Raw genomic sequence first — 15,950 nt, forward strand, 5'->3', positions numbered from 1 at the left:
TGTGTGCGCGACGCTACCTCAGCCGCCAGATTCCCCAGATCGCGATGAGTAGGGCGAGCCCGAAACCACCGCCCAGCAGGATGTAAGTACTCATGTGAATCCTCGATGTCTTCGGCGAAGCATGATCGACGCGTCGCGTTGCGACACGTGCCAGCCCGAATCCTACCGTGGCTTCCTTTCAGAAAACATTGCGATGCCTTTACCCAGCGCGCCTGCACGTCGCGTTCGACGCCGCGAGTCGCGGGTTTGTCTGATATCGGCGCTGGCGCTGGCCTATAACGGATTGCAGAGTCCGCATGACGGGATTCGCGTTTGCGTGACCTTAACGTCGAGGTGCATCGTGGCCAAACTAGCGGTTTTTATCGGACGCCTTCAATGGGTTGCGTTCGCGGTGATGATGAGTCTGGGCAATCCGGCCATGTCGCAGGAGAAGGCCCCGATGACGTCATCGTCCGATCAGATCAAGGTCATGGCGGAAAACGAAAAGGTGGTGGCCTCGGAAGAACGGATCAAACCGGGTGCTGAAACCGATAGCCGCGCGCGCCCCTACCGCGTGGTGCGTGCGATAAAAGGCGGGTCGCTCCAGCGGATCTATCCTGACGGAAGAAAAGAAATGGCCATGTGGAAGACCGGCGAGGTGCGTGTCTTCGAGGCGAGCGGCCCTTACAAGCTCAAGAATGTCGGCAAGGAGGATGTCGTCTTCTACATCGTCGGGTTGAAGTGAATGGGAAGACGAGCCGGAGTAGATCATTTCGCAAACGTGTTAAAACACCGGATCGCTTTCGTTATCGAATCCGGGAGTCGCTCGATGCGGCCGGCTGTTGGCCCGCGCTGAGCGGTGTCCTGTTTCCTGTTTGATGAAATTCAAATTACAACCATGATCCGTCTACTCACCGCCGCCGACGCCGGCCTTTTCAGAACGTTGCGTCTTCTTGCGGTAGACAACTCGCCAACTTCAATATGGCCGACTCGCGAAGAAGAGTCGGCGCGTTCGACTGAACAAACCATCGCGCGTATTCAATCGACAGACCTGCAAGCGGTTTTCGGCGCATTCGCCGATAGCGAGTTGATCGGGATTACCGGTGTGCGCCGCGAGCCTCTGGTTCAGGTGCGTCATAAGGCGACAATCTGGGGCGTGTTCGTTCACCCGTCGCAGCGTGGGCAAGGCATTGCTCAGTTGCTGTTGTCGGCCGCGACGGTGCATGCGTCGAACGAGTGGGACTGCGTTCAGTTGATGTTGTGCGTCAATGCGGAAAATGTAGCCGCGAAAAAATTGTACGTATCGCAGGGGTTTGAGCGCTTCGGTGTAGAGCCGCGCGCCATGCAGATAGATGGCCGGTTTTACGATGAAGAGCACATGGTTAAACGGCTGCGGTGACGCGAGTCTTTCGCGCATTCCTCGCTCGGTTCTTTTCTACTACCCGTTATTGCAAGGCGTCGACTACGTATGACGGAGACTCGTGATTTATTGCTGGCGCTCAAGCGGCTCGCCAAAGTGGATACTCGGCCGCCGTCGTTGCTGCGCGTCGCGGCTCGGCCTTCCATGTTCGCGTTCGTCGCGCGAGAAAGAGAGCGAATCGCCGATGTGTTCCTGCCGCGTCCGTCGTTGATCGTCGTGCTCGAGGGATCGAAGGAACTCGTAACAATGGGCCGGCAGCCAAGTTTCGCCGCCGGTCGCGCAATCGTGCTGCCGGGCGGATGGCGTGGCGATGTCGTCAATGTGCCCGATGATGTCACCGGCTTTTACCGGGCGCTGTTTCTGGATTTCTCGGAAGCGCTCGTTCTCGGCGCGCATCGCGCTCATCCTGAATGGCAGGCGCAAACGGGCGCACAGAACATCGAGGCGCGATTGGATCCGCTGTTGATCGGCGCGATTCTGCATTCCGCAGAAGGCATTGCAACGCAATCGCTGCCTCCCGTGCTGGTCGATCATCGGATCATGGAGATTCTGTTGATCCTCGGCACGCGCGGTGTTTTGCCGTTACGCCCGCACGCGGCGGCGCAGTCCATTGCCGACGCTGTGCGTACGCTCGTGCGCTGGCGGCCCGATCATCCGTGGACGGCCGATCTGTTGTCGGCGGAATTGGGCATGAGCAACGCCACGCTCAGGCGCAAGCTCGCGGGCGAGGGCGAATCGTTGCGTGCGTTGCTCGCCGAAGAACGGATGGCTGCAGCCTCTTCCATGCTGAAGGAGGCGGGCGTTTCGGTGCGCGATGCGGCGCTGGCGTCGGGGTATCGGTCGTCGCGACGCTTCATCGAGCGATTTCGTGAGATTGAAGGCGCCGATCCGCGTGCGATCCACGATCCGCTGCCGATCGACGACGGCAAATAACCGCGAGTGACAGCGCGCGAGTCGTGGTGACGACGAGACGGCTTTCGCTTCTCAATTGCGGGTATCGAACAACTGATCGGATCTGGCCGAACTTTGAGCGTTTGCGTGCGCGCTGTGGTGCACCGTGCTTGCTAATTTGTCGTGACGGACAAGCTAGTGAGAACGGAAATGAAAACGACAACAAGACTTTGCGCGACAGCGGTCGCCGCGACATTCGCATTCGCGGCCGGCACGGCCAGCGCTCAGGCGGGCGCGGAGATGTTGCAGGTCGTGATCGGTGCGTCGAAAGCGCCGGCCTCTGCGGCGGTACGCCAGCTTGCGCTTACCAACGCATCCTGCGTGTCGACCACGGCCGGCAGAAGCGCACCCGGCGCGAACCGAAGTCTCCCGGTGACATGGTCGCGAGGACCGGCCGGCACGCGATCCTATGCGTTGACCCTGATCGATCCCGACGTGCCGCTCGACCTGTCGACGCTGAACCAGCCCGGCACGAGCATCGCATTCGACGCCCCTCGCCAGGAATTCGTCCACTGGGTGCTCGCCGATATTCCCGGGGATCGGACCGCCTTGCCGGAAGCGCTGGACGGCGACGGCCACGTTCACGGCGGTTTGCCGCTTGAACGCACGGCGTACGGTGTCAGAGGTCAGAACGGCTTCGCGGCCTTCATGAAGGACGGTCCGTATGGCGGCTACATGGGCCCATGTCCGCCATGGAACGACGAGCGTGTGCATCGCTATCGGGTGACGGTTTACGCACTCGATGTCGGCACGCTCGGATTGTCGGGGCCATTCACTCGCACCGATCTTTTGCGAGCGATGCGTACGCATGTTCTGGCCACGGGAAGCGCGAGCGTCGATTACTTCGTGAATCGCTCAGCGAGGCGCTGACAGACCACGGCCCGGCTAACATCCGCTCACCCCGCGCTCACCCTGGCGCTCCCGCGTCGAAGCGCGAGCGCCACGCCGCTTAACATCAGCGCCATCGCAGCGAATTCTCTCGCACCCAGGGGTTCTCCGAGAGCGAGCGCGGCCGCAACGATCCCCATGATGGGGACGAGCAGCATGGTTTGCCGAACCGCCGCCATGCTACCGCGGGCGCATTCCTGCTGGCGGTCTCGCGAGCAGTCAGGGTAGACCCGGGCGTAGCCTGGTCCAACGTCCCGATAGCGTGCCGGGAGGAGCCGGCCTCATAACGTGATGTCATGGCCACTCAAACAATTCAGGCGTTGTCGCGGTGAAATAGACTCACTATATTGGGCTCAACGCTCATTACATCGGCGCAATTTTCGCCCAACCGTATCGAGGACACCGTCGTGATCAAGAAGCCAACGTTGCGCCCGCTTGCCGCTGTTCTGATCCTTGGCGCGGCGACGCTCGCGTCCGCCTGTTTGACGCCCGCTTTCGCCGCTGGAAAGATTACCTTCGTCTCCCAGGGCGGCACGTATCAGGAAGCGCAGACCAAGGCGATCCTCGACCCGGCCGCGAAGTTGCTGAATATCACGGTGAATCAGGACAGCATTCCGGACGCGTGGCCGCAGATCAAAGCCCAGGGGGCAACCGGCAAACCGATCTGGGACGTGGTCGATACGCCGACCTCCAACTGTTTGCGCGGCGGCAAGGAAGGCCTGCTTGAAAAGCTCGATTTTTCGAAACTCCCGAATGCGGCGTCGATGCCCGAGAAGTACCGCACGCCGTACTCGGTGGCGTACGAGTTCTATTCGACGGTGATCGGCTACAACAAGAAGACCTTGAAAAAAGTCCCGCAGAGTTGGGCCGATTTCTGGAACGTGAAAGCCTTCCCCGGCACACGCGCGTTGCGCAACGATCCGCAGACCGTGCTCGAAGCCGCGCTGCTCGCCGACGGCGTGCCGCGCGACAAGCTTTATCCGCTCGACGTCGACCGTGCTTTTAAAAAGCTTCAGCAGATCAAGCCCGACGTGACGGTCTGGTGGACCTCGGGCGGTCAGTCGGCGCAATTACTTCATGACGGCGAAGTCGACATGACGATGATCTGGAACGGTCGCGCGAGTGCGGTACGCAAGGACAACCCCGATATCGACTTCACCTTCAACGACGGCATTCTGCAGAACACGCAACTGTGCGTGCTGAAGAACGCGCCGAATCTGGCCGACGCGATCAAGTTCGTCAATGCGGCCGTGTCTCCCGACTTGCAGGCGAACCTGCCGCTTTACATCGACTACGGTCCGGGCAATCCGGCCGCGTTCAAGACGGGCAAGATCGACGCCAAACGCGCGAGCGAGCTGCCGAGTTCGCCGGAGAATGCGGCGAAGCAGGCGTTGATGTCCGAGGAATGGTGGGCGTCGGACGCCGGCGTTCAGGCGAAGGCGCGCTGGCTCAAATTCATGCAGTAACAGCGGGGCGCAACCAGTCCGGCGCGCGGACTCGCGAAGCGGCGAGTCCGCGCGCCGTCGTTTGGCGCCACCGGTGCCCTCGTCCCGCAGCTTGCCTTATCCGCGTACTCATCTAACGTGATCGACTATCTGATTCTCGGCGGCGGCTCGGCCGGCTGCGTGCTCGCCGCGCGCCTGTCCGAAGACGCCGGCAAGACCGTGTGCCTCGTCGAGGCCGGTCGCAATATCTCGCGAACGGATATGCCCGCCGCAGTGCGCAGCCGCTATCCGGGCCGCGCCTATCTCGACCCGGCGAATCTCTGGCAGCGCCTGACGGCACGCATCAGTGGACCGGCGGCCAGCCGCCGCTATGAACAGGCACGCCTGCTCGGTGGCGGCTCGGCCATCAATGCGCTGATGGCGAATCGCGGCGCTCCCGCCGACTACGACGAATGGCACGCGCTCGGTGCGCACGGCTGGAACTGGCAGACCTGTCTGCCGTATTTCCGCAAGCTTGAAACCGATTGCGACTTCGGCGGCGAACTGCATGGCGCGAGTGGTCCGCTGCGGATTCAGCGCGCGCCCTGGGCGCGTGTCTCGCCGTTCGTGCGCGCGGTGCTCGCCACGCTCGACGCGCGCGGGCATCCGCGGCGTGACGACCAGAACGGTGCGTGGGAAGACGGCACGTTTATCGGCTCGATCGGTGTGAGCGAGGCCGGCGAGCGTATTCCGACCTCAGTCTGCTATCTCGACGACGGTGTGCGCGCGCGGCCGAATCTGACGATTCGCACGGACACGCTCGTCGAGCGTGTGCTGTTCGACGGCAAGCGCGCGGTGGGCGCGCGTATTCGTGTTGCCGGCGGTGACGGGGCGAGCGAGACGTTGCATGCCGCACGGGTCATCGTCAGCGCGGGCGCGATTCACAGTCCTGCGCTGCTGATGCGCAGCGGCATCGGACCGGCTGCCGAGCTTGCCGCGCTCGGCATCGAGGTACTCGCGGATCGCGCCGGTGTCGGCGGCAATCTGATGGAACATCCGTCTATCGCGGTGTCGGCGTTGCTGCCGCGCGCCGCGCGCACGCCGTTTCCCGACGAGCATCACGAGCAGGCCGTCGTGCGTTTTTCGTCGAGCCTACGCGACACGGTGCCCGGCGACATGCACGGCGCGATCCTGTCGCGTTCGGGCTGGCATTCGGTCGGCTACCGGCTCGGCACGATCTTCTTCTGGGTCAACAAATCGTATTCGCGCGGCCGCGTGACGCTCACGTCCGCGAATCCGCACGACGAACCCGCGGTGGATTTCAACATGCTGTCCGACGCGCGCGACCTCGAACGTTTGAAGCTCGCGCTGCGCTTCGGCGCGGCGACGCTGGCCGATCCGCTGATGGCGAAGCATCGCGCGACCCTGCTGCCGTCGAGCTACTCGCCGCGGGTGGCGAGCGTGGCGGTGCCGGGCGTGTGGAACGCGTTGCAGCGCGGCACGCTTAGCGCGTTGCTGGACTGTGCGGGCCCGCTGCGCGGGTGGCTCGTGCGGCGGCTGGTGACCGGGGGCGTCACGCTGACCGGACTGCTCGCCGACGATCAGGCGTTGACGCGTTTTGTAAAGCGCTCGGTGGGCGGCACCTGGCATCCGTCGGGAACCTGCCGCATGGGCGCCGCGCACGATCCACTCGCCGTCTGCGACGCGCAAGGCGCGGTGTACGGCGTCAGCGGGCTTTACGTATGCGATGCGTCGCTGATGCCGTCGATCCCTTGCGCGAACACGAACGTGCCGACCCTCATGATCGCGGAGCGTATCTCGGATCAGTTGCGCGGGCGGGTGTGAGGTTTTCGGCGCGTCCTGGCAGCGCTCACTGCTCCTTAGAGCCCATACCCCACGATGCCCTTCACTTCGAGAAAGGCCTCGAGCCCCCACTCGGCGTATTCGCGGCCGTTGCCCGACTGCTTGTAGCCGCCGAACGGCGAGCCGGCGTCCCATGACGGGTAGTTCAGATACACGCTGCCGGCGCGCAATCTGAACGCCACGCGGCGGGCACGTTCCAGATCGGCGGATTGAACGTAGGCGGCCAGGCCGAACGGACTGTCGTTCGCGATCGCGATGGCTTCTTCTTCGTCGCGATACGGCATGATCGCAAGCACGGGCCCGAAGATCTCTTCACGCGCGATCGTCATCGAAGGACGCACGTCCGCGAAGACGGTGGGTTGCACGTAATAGCCGCGTTCGAGACCCGGCGGGCGTCCGAGGCCGCCCGCCACGACTTGCGCGCCCTCGTCGATGCCGGCCGCGATGAGCCGCTCCACGCGCTCGAACTGCACGCTGCTGACCACCGGGCCCATCGTCGTGCGTTCGTGGCTCGCCGGGCCGACGCGCTGCGCCTGCGCCGCGCGCCGTGCAATCGTCACCGCTTCGTCGTGACGTGCCGCGGGCACCAGCATGCGCGTCGGCGCGTTGCACGACTGCCCGCTGTTGTTGAAGCACGCGTTGACGCCCGCCGTCACGGCGGCTTCGAAATCGACGTCGTCCAGCAGAAGATTGGCCGACTTGCCGCCCAGCTCCTGATGCACGCGCTTGACGGTCGGGGCCGCGAGCTTCGCGATCTCAACGCCGGCACGGGTCGAACCCGTGAACGACACCATGTCGACGTCGGGATGCGCGGCCAGCGCCGCGCCGACGCTCGGCCCGTCGCCGTTGACCAGATTGAACACGCCGGGCGGCACGCCCGCGGCGTCGAGAATCTCGGCGAACAGCAGTGCGTTGAGCGGCGTGACTTCGCTGGGCTTGAGCACCATCGTGCAGCCGGCCGCGATAGCGGGCGCGACCTTGCAGACGATCTGATTGATCGGCCAGTTCCACGGCGTGATCAGCGCGACCACGCCGACCGGTTCGTGATTGACGAGCGTGCTGCCTTTGCTGCGCTGCCAGGCGAAGTTCTCGCAAGTCCGGATCAGTTCTTCAAGATGACGCCGGCCGATGCCCGCCTGCCACGCGCGGGCCATCGCGAGCGGCGCGCCGAGTTCGCGTGAGATCGTGTCGCCCAGTTCGTCCTGACGGTCGAGAAAAACCTCGAGAATGCGGCGGATCAGTGCGAGGCGCTCGGCGGGCGTGGTTTGCGAGAACGAGGGGAACGCGCGTTTCGCGGCGGCTACCGCGCGCTCGACATCGGCCGGCGTGCCCATTGCGACTTCGGCGAAAGCGGTCTCGGTGCAGGGATCGACGACGGGACGGCGTGCGTTGCCCGACGGCTCGACCCACGCGCCGTCGATAAAGAACTTCAGTGCATTGATCATGGAATAGTTGTGTTGAAGAAGAAGCTCAGGCGCGCGCCGCGCTGGAGCGGCGGCTCACGACGACGATCATCACGAGGCACAGCGTCAGCGCGGTGAGCATCGTGCTGATCGCGGCGATGGTCGGGTCGATCTCGTCGCGTAGCGTGACGAACATGCGGCGCGTCAGCGTCTGGTTCTCGCCGCCGGAGACGAACAGCGCGACCACTGTTTCATCGAGTGCCTGAATGAACACGAACACCGCGCCGGAAATCACGCTGGCCTTGATCTGCGGCAGCGTCACCGTCATGAAGCTGCGCAGGCGGTTCATGCCGAGGCTGCGGGCGACCATCTCCTGAGTCCGGTCGAAGGTGCGCAGATCGGCGCCGACTGAGATCAGCACGTACGGCAGCCCGAGCATCGTGTCGGCGAGAATCAGACCGCCTAGCGTATTCACGTAGCCTGCTTGCGAGTAGACGAAGAACACCCCCACCGCGACGATGATGATCGGCACCATCAACGGCAGCATCAGCAGCGTGCGCAGGTAGCGCATGATCCAGTGCGTGCCGTTCTGGATTGCGTACGCAGCCGCCACGCCGAGCGGCGTGGCGAACAGCGCGGCGCACACCGAGGCGGTCAGCGTGGTGCGCGCGGCATCGATCCACGCCGGGTTGTCGAAGAACGAGTGATACCAGCGCAGCGAATAGGCGGGCGGCGGAAACGTCATGAAACGGGTGTCGGAGAACGACAGCGGCACGACGATCAGCACCGGCACCATCAGGAATAGCAGGATCAGCACGACCGCCGCGCCGAGGACGATCCGTCCGAATGGGAGTTTGTTCATTTCGCGCCCAGGGTCTTTTCGAGTGGCACCACACGGCTTGCGGCGTAGAAAATCGCGAACACGCAGACCAGCAGCACGACGCTGACCGCGCTCGCCGCGCCCCAACTGTTGTAGATCTCGACATTGCGGCTCACGACCATCGACACCATGATCGACTTGCCGCCGCCCATCAGTTCGGGCGTGATGTAGAAACCGAGGCACAGCACGAACACGAGCGTCACGCCGGCAAACACGCCGCTCAGCGACAGCGGCAGAAACACGCGCAGGAATACATGCAGCGGCGAGCCGCCGAGACTCGCGCCGGCCTGCGACAGATTCGTCGGGATTTTCTGCATCGCCGAATAGAGCGGCAGCACCATGAAGGGCAGCAGGATGTGCACCATCGCGATGACCGTGCCGAACTGGTTATACGCGAGCTGCACCGGCCGCTCGATCAGCCCCGAAGCGATCAACGCCTTGTTGACGAGACCGGTGCGCTGCAGCAGCACGAGCCACGCATAGGTGCGCACCAGCACGCTCGTCCAGAACGGCAGGATGACCATGCCGAGCACCAGCGCGCTCAGCTTTGGCGGCAGCGAGGCCGCGAAGTAGGCGACCGGATAGCCGAGCAGCAGCGTGACGACGGTCACCACGAAGCTCAGTTTGAAGGTCAGCAGAAACGTCTCGAGGTAGGCGCCGCTGAACATACGCCGATAGTTCTCGAACGTGAAGCCGTCGTGATAGATCGACTGCCACGACAGCCACGCGAGCGGCACGACCAGCAGCACGACGATCACGAGGAGCGCCGGCGCCATCAGGAGAAGCATCGTGCGATCCTCGCGGCGCTGGTAGCGCGCGGCGGGATCGGACCCGGTGGTCTGCATCGGCGTGGTGCCCTGGAAGATTGGCCTGGCGGTTGTCATCATGCACCTACGGCGTCGAGAAACTGATACCACGCGGCGACGAGCCTGACACCCGGCGCACGCAGCGAATGGAAGGGCACGGGCCGCAGGCCGGGCGCGCCGAGCAGCGACAGCTCGGGCGTCTCGCCGAGCGCCAGCGCGGCGGCATGCTGGCCGAGCAGGCTCGCCATCGCGACACCCGCTCCGTTATACCCCAGACAAAAGGTCGTGGCGTCGTCGCTGCGGCCCACGTGCGGCAGCGAATTGAACGTCATGCCCACGTAGCCCGACCAGCGGTAGTCCACCCGCACGTCCGCGAGATCGGGGAAGAGCGCGACCATGGCACGCTGCAACGCGTCGAAGCCGGTCGTCTGACCTTCCTTGCCGAAGGCGTCGCGTCCACCGAACAGCATGCGGCCGTCCACTTTGCGGAACCACTTCATCATGCGGCGCGTTTCGGTGTAGCTGCGCCGCTCGACCATCAAACGTGCGTCGAGATCGGCGGGCAGACGTTCGGTCGCGATCATCGCGCTGCGAAACGGTACGAGTTCGCGCTGATACGCCGAGGTGGCCGCCGTGAGATCGGAATACGCATTGGTCGCGACGATTACCTGCTTCGCGCGCACCGTGCCGCCCGGCGTGCGTAGCGTCACGCGCGAGTCGCCCGGGGCGCGCTGCATTTGCTGCACGGGTGTCGATTCGTAGATCGGCACGCCGCGCAGCGTGATGCCGCGTGCGAGTCCGCGCACGTATTCGAGCGGCAGAATGGTACCGGCGTCCGCGCTCAGCACGCCGCCGACGAAGCCCTTCGAGCCCGTCTCGTGCTCGATCTCCGCGCGCGATTGCACGCTCATCGACGTATCGCCGAGGGTCGTGCGGACCCAGTCGGCTTCGGCACGAATGGCGGCGAATGCCGCTTCGGTATGAGCACAACGCAGACTACCGGTGGTGTCGAAGCGGGCGCGCGTTAACTGGAATTCGTCCACCAGCGCTTCGACCACGCGCACGCCTTCGTGCGCGAGCCGATGCATGCGCTTCGCGGTATCGAGGCCATGCAACTGGTGGATCGTGGGAAACGACAGCCGGAATTTCGACGACACCACACCGCCGTTGCGTCCACTCGCGCCCCAGCCGACCGGGTTCGCATCGAGCACCACGCAGTCGACGCCGCGCTTTTGCAGCGCATACGCGGCGGCCAGACCCGAGTAGCCCGCACCGATCACGGCGACGTCGACATCGAGATCGCGTGCGAGCGGTGCGCCGGTGCTGAGCGGCGCTCCGGCGTCCGGCGACGCGGCAAGGAGCGCCCGCCACAGCGAATCGGGCGGGGGCGTGGGGCGGGTCGTCGGCGCGAGCATCGGCTTCAGGCGGGGACGGCGAGGGCGGTGCGTGCTTCGGCTTCGACCGCGTCCGCGAGCGCGGCGAGCGTCGGGAACGTGAAGGTCGGCGTGGTCACGGCTTGCGGCACTGGCGTCGCGCCGAAGCCCTTGTTGCCCTGGCGGCGTTCGATCCAGCAGGTGGCATAGCCGAGCTTCGTGGCTACGCCGATGTCGTGATACTGGCTTTGCGCGGTGTGCAGAATCTCGCCGAACTTGTAGCCGAAGGCCGCCTGACGGCCGCGGTTGTACGCGAAGAATTGCGGATCGGGTTTGGCCACGCCGGTTTCGTCGCAGCAGACGGTGTCGTCGAACGGATCGCCGAGCGTGTGCGCATACGCCGACAGCGCGACGCGATCCGCATTCGTCATCGCGACCAGCCGGTAGTGCTTGCGCAGACGCTTGAGCGCGGCGACCGAATCCGCGAACGCGGGCCATTCAAGCACGTCGCGCTGGAACGCGGCGGCCGATTGCGGGTCGTCGGGCAGGCCGAGTTCTTTCGCCAGCGACAGGTAGACGTTCGCCATTTCGTGGCTCGAGCGGCCGGGGAATGCCGCGCGGCCACGCATGTACGGCTCGAAGATCTGGTCGTCGCTCAGGTCCTGCGCCGCCGCGCCGCCGAGGCGCCGCACGGAGGCGAGCACGCCGCGCTCGAAGTCGATGAGTGTGCCGACGACGTCGAACGTCAGAACCTTGAAATCGGTGAGCTTCATGAAATCATCCTTTTGCGGTTTGCTGTGAATCGGGAGAGGAAGCGGCCCCTGCAAGGGCCCGGAAATCGAATCGGCACGCCGATCTACGACGACATCACGCGGGCACCACGATCGTGTCCTGGGGATCGAGCGTGACGCTCATCTGCGCGCCCGGCTGCGGAATCCGGCGGCGCGCGTCATGGCCGCCGGGTTGTCGCAGACTGATGGCGGTGCCGTCGGCGAGCGCGGCGAACACGCGCAGGCTCTCGCCCTGATACAGCACCTCGGTGACGCGGCACGACAGCCGGTTGACGCCGTCGTGTGCGCCGTCCCCGTCGATGACGAGTTTTTCGGTCTGCACCGCGAGCAGCAGCTTGTCGCCGCGCGGCAGCGGGTGAGCAGTGCGCAGCAGGGTCTCGCCGAGACGCACGGCGTCCGTGCCGGCGCGTGTCACGTCGAGCAGCGTCGCCTCGCCGATAAAGCTCGCGACGAACGCATCGCACGGGCGGTCATAGAGTCGCTCGGGCGTGTCGATCTGCACCAGCCGGCCGTTCTTCAGCACGGCGACGCGGTCGCTCATGGTGAGCGCCTCGCGCTGGTCGTGCGTGACGTAGACGATCGTCGCGCCGAGCTTGCGATGCAGTCTGCGCAGTTCGATCTGCATGGTTTCGCGCAACTGCTTGTCGAGCGCGGAGAGCGGTTCGTCCATCAGGATCAGTTGCGGCTCGAAGACCATCGCGCGGGCGAGCGCCACGCGCTGACGCTGGCCGCCCGACAACTGGGCGATGCCGCGATTCTCGTAGCCGGCCAGTTCGACCATCGCGAGCGCGTCGGCGACTTTCTTCGCCCACGTCGCTTTGGGTTGACGGCGCGCGCGCAAGGGAAACGCGACGTTCTCGCCGACGCTCATATGCGGAAACAGCGCGTAGTTCTGAAACACGATGCCGATGTCCCGCTTGTGCGGCGGCGCGAATGTAATGTCGCGCTCGCCGACCCAGACCGTGCCGGAGCTGGGCTGCACGAAGCCGCCGAGAATGCCGAGCAGCGTTGTCTTGCCCGATCCCGAGGGCCCGAGCAGCGAGACGAATTCTCCCGGCGCGATCTCGAGCGATACGTCGTCGAGGGCCACGACCGGGCCATAGCGCTTCGCTGCCGATCGGATCGAAACACCTGTTTTCGCTCGTGCGTCCATGACGTTCTGTCTCGCTGTAAAAGCCTGCGTTAGGGAAAATATAGGCCGCGTCATTTTTGGCGGCAATTCCCAAATTGTTGGAGAAGGCATAACATCAAGTCATGCCTAATCTCCGTAAAAAACTGCCGAGCGCCAATGCGCTGTTCGTGTTCGAAGCTGCAGCGCGTTGCGGCAACTTCACGCGCGCGGCGCAGGAACTTTACGTCAGTCAGCCGGCGGTGAGCCGCATGCTCGCGCGTATGGAAGACCATCTCGGCGTGCGTCTTTTCGAGCGGGTGCGCGGCGGTATCGAGTTGACCGAGAACGGCAGGATTCTTTACCGGAAGATCTCCGAGGGCTTCAACGGTATAGAAGGCGCGATCCGCGAGATCGAGGCGCGCGCAACCGGTGTCGAGTCGGTCACGCTGTCGGTGTCCACGGCCTTCACGACGCACTGGCTGATGCCGCGCATGAACCGGCTGAATCAGGCGTTTCCGAACGTCGACTTGCGGTATCAGCTGATCTCGGGGCGCATTGGCGGACCGCTCGTCGACGTCGATCTGGGCATGCGTTTTCTGCGCGAAGACGAGATCGGTGAGAACAGCGTGCTGGTCATGCCGGAGACGCTGTTGCCGGTGTGCAATCGCCACTACCACGACACGGCGGCGACCGAAGCGGGCCGCGAGCACGGCGACACCGTGATCGTGATGGACGACGGCGAACGCGGCTGGCATGACCGCTTCTCGGCCTTCGCGGTACATGGGCGGCATGCCGCGAGCATGTTGAGTTTCAACGACTACGCGATCGTCGTGCAGGCGGCCCTGCTTGGTCAGGGCGTCGCGCTCGGCTGGCTCAATGTGGTGTCGCATTGGCTGCTGGAGGGCGCGCTGCAGCCGGCCGAACAGGAATTGATCGTCACGAACCGGCGCTGCTGTCTGGTGTGGCCGGAGAACCGCGCGTTGCCGCCTGCGGCGGCGCAGGTGCGCGACTGGATCGTCGAGGAGACCCGCGCCGACGTGCGCAAGGTCGATCGCACGTATCCGCAATTGGGGCTGCGGCGTTCGCTCGCGGGCGCGGGACTCGCAATCTAGGGGCCGCAGTCGCGTCACGCATGCAACACCAGCTTCTGCACCCGCCAGTTCAATAGTTCGGCCACGAACAACACGTTCTCCGACGGGCACGCCATCTGATGAATCCAGCCGAACTGCTTCAACTGTTTGCCGGATTGACCGAGCACGCCGAGCACTTTCCCGTCGAGCGTCATCTTGTAGATACGGCCCGGATAACCGTCGGCGCTATACAGCACCTGATTCGGTCCCGGTGAAATGCAGATCGCCCACGGTGCGCCCGGCGCAAACGTGCCGGCCGCGAAGGTGGCTTCGTCCGGCATGTTGCCGATCGCCGGACGCGCGCCCGGCGGCACCGGCACGTCGATCGTGAATTGCCGCAGGAACGTGCCTTCGGTATCGAACACCTGAATGCGCCGGTTGCTGCGGTCGGCCACGTAGATGTTGTCGTGCGCGTCGAGCGCGATGCTGTGCGGCGTATGAAACTGTCCCGGACCGGTGCCGCGCTCGCCCCATGATTTGAGCCAGTTGCCGTCGCGATCCACTTTGGCGACGCGCGAGTTGATATAGCCGTCGCTGATGTACGTATTGCCCGCCACGTCCCACGCAACGTCCGTCACCTGGCGGAAGCGTCCGTCTTCGGCGGGCAGGGGCGGGTTAGGGTGTTTGAGCGGCGCGGTGTCTTCGTCGGCGGCTTCCTGCTTGCGGCCGAATACCATCGCGACGCGGCCGTCCGGAGTGAATTTGATCACCATGTCGGAGCCTTTGTCCGTCACCCAGATATTGTCTTGCCGGTCGATCTTGACCGTATGCGCGAACGACCACGCGTACAGATTGCGTCCTATCTCGCGAACGAAACGGCCGTCGGGCGCGAACTCCAGCAATTGCGCCGCTGCCGCGCCATAGGCTGGTCCGTGGGTGTTGCCGCGCGACAGCACGAAGATATGTCCATGCGAGTTGAGCGCGATGCCGGAGCATTCGCCGAAATACGTGTCTTTAGGCAAATGAACGGGATTGGCAATCGAGTCGTAAGGAATCGCGGGTGCGGATTGGGTGTCCGCGAAGGCGGATGGCATGGCGAGACCGGCAGCGGTGCCGGCGATCAGGTTCAGGAACGTACGGCGACTGATTGCGCGATGTTCCGCGCTGCCGCAGCAAGGGCACAACGACCCATATTGTTCGTTCATCTTCTGTCTCCGGTGGGCACGCTGATTCGGGTCCCATGCGCGATAGTCGTATCAGGCACACGTCATGTGCCGAACGTACAGAAGCAATCCTAGTTCACAAAGCGCTTAATGGCTAAGTCGTCTTTACGCCATGGCCCCCGCTTGCCGCGCGTCCTTGTTCTGCGCGACGATCAACGCCAGCGACGAAGCCAGAATCGCTTTCGCGAGCTTGTCTTCGTCGACCGCGCGCGCCAGCGTGACCGCGCCGACAATCGTCGCGACGATGCCGAGCGCCATGCTCTCGCTGGGACCCGCCAGGGTTTTGGCGATCTGCGACGTCAGCGAGTGGACGTACTGGGTCAAACGGTCCCGGACTTCCGGACTCGCATGGCGGGCTTCGCCGGCCAGCGAGCACAACGCGCAACCGTTGCCGGGATCCTTGACGTGGCGATCGCTGAGAAACAATTCCGCCACGGCCTGCAATGGGTCTTTCGCTTTGGCCCCGCCTTTACCCGACGCCGTGTTGAGTGCCGCGATGCGCTGCCGGCTCTGAGCGACCGCGTATTCCAGCGCCTCGACGATCAACGCGTCGCGCGAAGAAAAATGCCCGTAGAACGCGCCATGCGTGAGCCCGGCGCGCCGCATGCAATCCGCCACGCCGAGCGCCTCGATCCCGTCTTCACGGATTTGCCGCGACGCTGTTTCCAGCACACGCTGCCGGCTTTCCGCCTTCTGTGCCTGCGAGTAGCCCATTTCGTTCACCGCCTCTTGACAATCTGCATGACGAGCATAATACTGAAAATGTGC

At 64.3% G+C, this 15,950-nt stretch carries 15 protein-coding genes; 7 read left to right on the forward strand and 8 right to left on the reverse strand.

Features of this window, described 5'->3' with window-relative positions; all coding sequences use genetic code 11:
* The first annotated feature begins 121 nt into the window (after positions 1–121).
* The 6 genes from GGD40_RS30960 (at position 122) to GGD40_RS30985 (ending at position 6,507) form a co-directional block, all read left to right on the forward strand.
* The gene (locus GGD40_RS30960; RefSeq protein ID WP_179746203.1) at positions 122–724 is read left to right on the forward strand and encodes a hypothetical protein; all 603 of its coding nucleotides are present in this window, start codon (positions 122–124) and stop codon (positions 722–724) included.
* A gap of 153 nt (positions 725–877) precedes the next feature.
* Positions 878–1,378, forward strand: a complete 501-nt coding sequence (locus GGD40_RS30965) for a GNAT family N-acetyltransferase (protein WP_179747106.1) — start codon at positions 878–880, stop codon at positions 1,376–1,378.
* 69 nt (positions 1,379–1,447) lie between these two features.
* Positions 1,448–2,332, forward strand: coding sequence for a helix-turn-helix domain-containing protein (locus GGD40_RS30970; protein WP_179746204.1), 885 nt, complete (start codon positions 1,448–1,450; stop codon positions 2,330–2,332).
* 168 nt (positions 2,333–2,500) lie between these two features.
* A complete protein-coding gene (locus GGD40_RS30975) occupies positions 2,501–3,220 on the forward strand; it encodes a YbhB/YbcL family Raf kinase inhibitor-like protein (RefSeq protein ID WP_218901355.1) in 720 nt (239 codons plus the stop codon).
* A 425-nt stretch (positions 3,221–3,645) separates the two neighbouring features.
* Positions 3,646–4,704: an ABC transporter substrate-binding protein gene (locus GGD40_RS30980; protein WP_179746205.1), complete on the forward strand. Its 1,059-nt coding sequence runs from the start codon at positions 3,646–3,648 to the stop codon at positions 4,702–4,704.
* Between the two features lie 117 nt (positions 4,705–4,821).
* The gene (locus tag GGD40_RS30985) at positions 4,822–6,507 is read left to right on the forward strand and encodes a GMC family oxidoreductase (protein ID WP_179746206.1); all 1,686 of its coding nucleotides are present in this window, start codon (positions 4,822–4,824) and stop codon (positions 6,505–6,507) included.
* Between the two features lie 35 nt (positions 6,508–6,542).
* Here GGD40_RS30985 and GGD40_RS30990 read toward each other — a convergent pair whose 3' ends face one another.
* The 6 genes from GGD40_RS30990 to GGD40_RS31015 all read right to left on the reverse strand — a co-directional run bounded on the left by GGD40_RS30990 (position 6,543) and on the right by GGD40_RS31015 (position 12,931).
* Complete coding sequence (locus GGD40_RS30990; RefSeq protein ID WP_179746207.1) at positions 6,543–7,970, reverse strand: aldehyde dehydrogenase family protein; 1,428 nt, start codon at positions 7,968–7,970, stop codon at positions 6,543–6,545.
* Positions 7,971–7,995: 25 nt separating this feature from the next.
* Complete coding sequence (locus tag GGD40_RS30995) at positions 7,996–8,790, reverse strand: ABC transporter permease (protein WP_179710447.1); 795 nt, start codon at positions 8,788–8,790, stop codon at positions 7,996–7,998.
* Positions 8,787–9,695, reverse strand: a complete 909-nt coding sequence (locus tag GGD40_RS31000) for an ABC transporter permease (RefSeq protein WP_179710445.1) — start codon at positions 9,693–9,695, stop codon at positions 8,787–8,789. The genes GGD40_RS30995 and GGD40_RS31000 overlap by 4 nt, the downstream gene beginning before the upstream one ends.
* Entirely contained in the window at positions 9,692–11,029 is a 1,338-nt protein-coding gene (locus tag GGD40_RS31005; protein WP_179746208.1) for an NAD(P)/FAD-dependent oxidoreductase, read from the reverse strand. The genes GGD40_RS31000 and GGD40_RS31005 overlap by 4 nt, the downstream gene beginning before the upstream one ends.
* A 5-nt stretch (positions 11,030–11,034) precedes the next feature.
* Entirely contained in the window at positions 11,035–11,760 is a 726-nt protein-coding gene (locus tag GGD40_RS31010) for an HAD-IA family hydrolase (RefSeq protein ID WP_179746209.1), read from the reverse strand.
* Between the two features lie 94 nt (positions 11,761–11,854).
* Positions 11,855–12,931 (reverse strand): ABC transporter ATP-binding protein, encoded by a 1,077-nt coding sequence (locus GGD40_RS31015; RefSeq protein ID WP_179710441.1) that lies wholly within the window; start codon positions 12,929–12,931, stop codon positions 11,855–11,857.
* A gap of 101 nt (positions 12,932–13,032) precedes the next feature.
* Here GGD40_RS31015 and GGD40_RS31020 point away from each other — a divergent pair, with 101 nt between their 5' ends.
* Positions 13,033–14,001 (forward strand): LysR family transcriptional regulator, encoded by a 969-nt coding sequence (locus GGD40_RS31020; RefSeq protein ID WP_179746210.1) that lies wholly within the window; start codon positions 13,033–13,035, stop codon positions 13,999–14,001.
* A 14-nt stretch (positions 14,002–14,015) separates the two neighbouring features.
* On the opposite strand, the gene GGD40_RS31025 is transcribed toward GGD40_RS31020, so the two are convergent.
* Both GGD40_RS31025 and GGD40_RS31030 read right to left on the reverse strand, forming a co-directional pair.
* The gene (locus GGD40_RS31025; protein ID WP_179710438.1) at positions 14,016–15,164 is read right to left on the reverse strand and encodes a peptidyl-alpha-hydroxyglycine alpha-amidating lyase family protein; all 1,149 of its coding nucleotides are present in this window, start codon (positions 15,162–15,164) and stop codon (positions 14,016–14,018) included.
* Positions 15,165–15,287: 123 nt separating this feature from the next.
* The gene (locus tag GGD40_RS31030; protein WP_179746211.1) at positions 15,288–15,896 is read right to left on the reverse strand and encodes a TetR/AcrR family transcriptional regulator; all 609 of its coding nucleotides are present in this window, start codon (positions 15,894–15,896) and stop codon (positions 15,288–15,290) included.
* Between the last annotated feature and the right edge of the window lie 54 nt (positions 15,897–15,950).

The sequence above is a fragment of the Paraburkholderia bryophila genome (assembly GCF_013409255.1).
Taxonomy (GTDB): Bacteria; Pseudomonadota; Gammaproteobacteria; order Burkholderiales; family Burkholderiaceae; genus Paraburkholderia.